The organism is Sphingomonas sp. (genome assembly GCF_031426035.1).
GTDB lineage: Bacteria > Pseudomonadota > Alphaproteobacteria > Sphingomonadales > Sphingomonadaceae > Sphingomicrobium.
This window is the reverse complement of the sequence record NZ_JANPKO010000025.1, coordinates 1-4,470: the sequence shown is the minus strand read 5'-3', so window position 1 is coordinate 4,470 and position 4,470 is coordinate 1. Positions and strand designations below refer to the sequence as shown.

Sequence of the window (4,470 nt, the reverse complement as noted above, 5' to 3'; positions counted from 1 at the left end):
CCGAAGTGTTCGGCGTCACGACGCCTCTCATCACAACGGCCGACGGCACCAAGATGGGCAAAACCGCGAGCGGCGCGGTGTGGCTCAACGCCGATCAGCTGAGCCCGTACGACTATTGGCAATTCTGGCGCAACACGGCGGACGCCGATGTCGGCAAGTTCCTCAGGCTATTCACCGACCTGCCGCTCGACCAGGTCGGCAAATTGGAAGGGCTCGGCGGGGCCGCGATCAACGATGCCAAGGTCGTGCTGGCGACCCAGGCGACCGCCTTGCTGCACGGCCGCGAGGCGGCGACCAACGCCAAGGAGACCGCCAAGACGACCTTCGCCGGCGGCAGCGGCGAGGATTTGCCGGCGCTCGCGGTGAGCGATGGAATGACCGTCGCCCACGCGCTGACCGCGCTCGGCTTTACCGCCTCGAATGGCGAAGCGAAGCGCAAGATCGCCGAGGGCGCGGTGCGGCTGGACGATGTCGTGGTCAGCGATCCCGCGCTGCCCGCCACCCCCGGCAAGCTCAGCCTAGGCAAGAAGAAGCACGGTTTGCTGACCTGATCGTCATGCCGGACTTGATCTGGCACCCGCCTGCTTATTTCAAAAGGAGGCAGGCCCCGGCTCAAGGCCGGGGTGACGGTTGTTCACCCGCTCCTGATCAGCCCGATCGCCTGGTCGCGCTCGAACAGATAGAGACACACCCGCGCCGCTTGTCCGCGCGGCCCGGCCAGCCCGCCGTCGCGGTCGAGCAGCAGCCGTGCATCGCTCTGCGCCAGCGGGGCCAATTCGGCGACATCCTCGGCCGACGCAACGCGGAACGCGACCTCGCCCGACTGCCTCGTGCCCAAGATCTCGCCCGGCCCGCGTAGGCGCAAATCCTCCTCGGCGATGCGGAAGCCGTCATTGGTCTCGCGCATCAGCGCCAGCCGCGCCCGCCCGGTCTCGCTCAATTGCGGCCCGCGGATCAACAAGCATACGCTCTTGCCCGTCCCGCGCCCGACCCGCCCGCGCAGCTGGTGGAGCTGGGCGAGGCCGAAACGCTCGGCGCCCTCGACCACCATCAGCGTCGCGTTGGGCACATCGACGCCAACCTCGATCACCGTCGTCGCCACCAGCACGGCAAGGGTTCCGGAGGCGAAGGCAGCCATCACCGCGTCTTTCTCGGGTCCCTTCATGCGGCCGTGGACGAGGCCGACCTTGTCGCCGCCAAACCGCACCCGCAGCACCTCGGCGCGCTGTTCGGCGGCGGCGGCGTCGCTCTTCTCGCTCTCCTCGACCAAGGGGCACACCCAATAGGCCTGCCCGCCGCCGCCGATGTGGCGGCCGAGCGCATCGATCACTTCGGCCAGCTTCTGGTCGCTGATCACCCGCGTCTCGACCGGGCTGCGCCCGGGCGGCATCTCGTCGATGCGGCTGACGTCCATCTCGCCCTATTGGGTCAGCGTCAGCGTGCGCGGGATCGGGGTCGCGGTCATCACCAGCAAATGCGGCGGACGCTCCGCCTTGGCCGACAGCAGAAGCCGCTGCGACACGCCGAAGCGATGCTGCTCGTCGATCACCGCGAGCCCGAGCTTCTTGTAGGCAACCTTGTCCTGGAAGATCGCGTGGGTGCCGACGAGGATGTCGATCGATCCGTCGGCCAGCCCCATCAGCACGCTTTCGCGCGCCCGCCCCTTCTCGCGCCCGGTGAGGATGGCGACGCGCACCCCGATCGCGTCGAGCTGGGCGAGCAGGGTAGCGTGGTGCTGGCGGGCGAGGATCTCGGTCGGCGCGAGGAACGCCGCCTGGGCGCCAGCCTCGTCCGCGGCGAGCATCGCCATCACCGCCACCAAGGTCTTGCCCGAACCGACATCACCCTGCAGCAGGCGCAGCGTCGGAACGCTCTGCGCCATGTCGCCGCGAATTTCCTCGATCACCCGGCGCTGCGCACCGGTCAGCGTGTAGGGCAGCCGGAGCGCATCGGTCAGCCGCCCGTCGCCGGCCAGCGGCACCCCTGTGCGCCGCCGCGAATCGGCGCGCAGCAGCAGCAGCGTCAATTGGTTGGCGAACACCTCGTCATAGGCGAGGCGGCGCCGCGCGGCGGTCGCGGCGGGTTCGCGGTGGGCTTCGGCGAGCGACACGCGCCACGGCCGCCACCCCTCGCGCGCCAGCAGCCCCGGCTCGATCCATTCGGGCAGCTCGGGCGCGCGGTCGATCGCGGCGGCGGCAAGCTCGCCCAGGCGGCGGTTGGTCAGCCCCTCGGTCAGGCCATAGACCGGCTCGCGCAGCGGCAGGTCGCCGGCCTTGTCCGGGGTCACCACTTCGGGGTGGATGATCTGCAATTCCTGGCCGTACGCCTCGAGCCGCCCCGACACGACCCGCGTCTCGCCCAGCGGCAGCGTCTTCTTGGCCCAGCCGGGGTTGTTGAAATAAACCAGGGTCAGCGTGTTCCCTTCGGCATCGCCGGCGAACACCCGGAACGGCCCCCGCCCTTCCCCGCCGCGCGTTTCGAACGGGGTCACCGGCACGACCACGATGCGCCCGGTCAAATGATGGCCGATGGCCGGCGTCAGCACCCGTTCGATGGTCCCCGTCGGCAAGTGGAACGCGAGGTCGACCACGCGCTCGAGCGCGAGCCGCTTGAGCGCCTTGGCCAGCCCCGGCCCGACGCCCTTCAACGCCTCGACCTCGGCGAACAATGGATTGAGGATTTCCGGGCGCATCGCCACGTCTAGCCATATTGCTTGCCGTCATGCCAGCATCGCGGGGTGACAGCGGCCACTCCGCCACCTATCTCGCCCCGATGCACCCGGACGCCGAGCTGAAACGCCTCCACTGGCGCGCGCACCATCGCGGCACGCGCGAGGCGGACATGCTCGTCGGCGGCTTCTTCGACGCCCACTCGGCCGGCTGGGACACGGCCGATCGTATGGTGTTCGCACTGTTGCTCGAAGAACAAGATGTCGACATCATGGCCTGGGCCCACCGCGCGCTGCCGGTCCCCGACCGCTTCGCACCAATGGCGGACGCGTTGCAGCGCCTCGACTACATCCAGGTCGCGAAGTGAGCGAACCGCTCCAGCGCGTGCTCAAGGCGGACCAGCCGCTGACCCTGGCCGGCGTCCCCGCGGGCTTCCTGCCGTGGCTCGCCGCCGACCTCGCCCGCGCCGCGCACGGCACCGGTAAAAACGGCCGCGCGGTGGTCATCGCCGCCGACGAAGCAGCGATGCGGGCACTGGCCGACACCATCCCCGCGTTCGCTCCCGAGGTTGCGGTGCTTACCCTCCCTGCGTGGGATTGCCTGCCCTACGACCGCGCCTCACCCGCCTTGCGCGTGATGGCCGAGCGCCTGGCGACGCTTGCCGCGCTGCAGGTAAAGCGCGACGGCCCGCAGGTGCTGGTCGCGACCGCCAATGCCGCCAGCCAACGCCTGCTGACCCCGTTCCGCACCCGCCAGCTGACCCGCCGCATCGCCGCCGGCGACCGCGTCGAGCGCGAGGCGCTGATCGGGCAGTTGACCGCGCTCGGCTATCAGCGCGCCGACGCGGTCGCCGAGGCTGGCGAATATGCCGTCCGCGGCTCGCTGATCGACCTGTTCCCGGCGGGCGAGGCGACGGCGCTGCGGCTCGATTTCTTCGGCGACGAGATCGAAAGCCTGCGCCGCTTCGACCCCGCCGACCAGCGATCGACCGACCGCGCTAAGGCGTTCACCTTGATGCCCGCCTCCGAGGCCTTGCTCGACGAAGCCAACATCAAACGTTTCCGCTCGCGCTACCGCGAAAAATTCGGGGCCCACGCCACCCAGGACCCGCTCTACCAGGCGCTGTCCGACGGCCGCCGCATGGCCGGCATGGAGCATTGGCTGCCGTTGCTGGAAGAGGGCATGGCGACCCTGTTCGACCACTTGGGCGAGGCCGACATCGTCGTCCGCGACTCGGGCAGCGACGGCGCGCTCGAGGCGCGGCGCGAGGCGGTCGCCGATTATTACGCCAACCGCACCCGCGCCCAGGGAAGCGCGCCGGGCAGCTATCGCCCGCTCGAGCCTGATGCGCTGTACCTGCCAAGCGACGAATGGGCGCGCGCCGCGGCGTGGCCGATCCATTTGACCTCGCCCTTCCCTGAGCCCGAATCGGCGTGCACGGTGGCGTTCGAGGTCGAGCCGCCGCGCGACTTCGCCCCCGAGCGCACCCAGCAAGTCAATGTCTACGAGGCGGTCGCCAAGCATGTCGCCAAGCTCAAGAAGGACGGGCGAAAAGTCGTGCTGGCGAGCTATTCGAAGGGCTCGCGCGAGCGGCTCCAGGGCCTCCTCGAGGACCATGGGCTGAAGTCGCTGAGCCTCGCCGACAGCTGGCAGGCCGCGCTCGGCGCGCGCGCCGGTGCGGCGCTACTGGTGCTGCCGCTCGACCACGGCTTCACCGCGCCCGATGTCGCGGTGCTGACCGAGCAGGACATGCTCGGCGACCGGCTGGTGCGGCGGCGCAAGAAGCGCAAGGGCGCCGCGG

2 protein-coding genes and 2 pseudogenes are annotated in these 4,470 nt (G+C 70.0%); 3 read left to right on the top strand and 1 reads right to left on the bottom strand.

The features are described 5' to 3' along the window. Positions 1-551: tyrosine--tRNA ligase (gene tyrS, locus RMP08_RS01505; protein ID WP_310467181.1), on the top strand; the 551-nt coding region annotated here is incomplete at its 5' end. A gap of 83 nt (positions 552-634) precedes the next feature. Here the strand turns inward: tyrS and recG are convergent. Further along, positions 635-2,692: pseudogene (gene recG / locus RMP08_RS01500) on the bottom strand (ATP-dependent DNA helicase RecG). Positions 2,693-2,709: 17 nt separating this feature from the next. Between recG and RMP08_RS01495 the strand changes: the two are divergent. Both RMP08_RS01495 and RMP08_RS01490 read left to right on the top strand, forming a co-directional pair. Then, positions 2,710-3,036, top strand: coding sequence for a succinate dehydrogenase assembly factor 2 (locus tag RMP08_RS01495; protein ID WP_409049758.1), 327 nt, complete (start codon positions 2,710-2,712; stop codon positions 3,034-3,036). After that, a pseudogene (locus RMP08_RS01490) lies at positions 3,033-4,470 on the top strand (transcription-repair coupling factor); the annotation flags it as partial. The gene RMP08_RS01495 and the pseudogene RMP08_RS01490, both read left to right, overlap by 4 nt.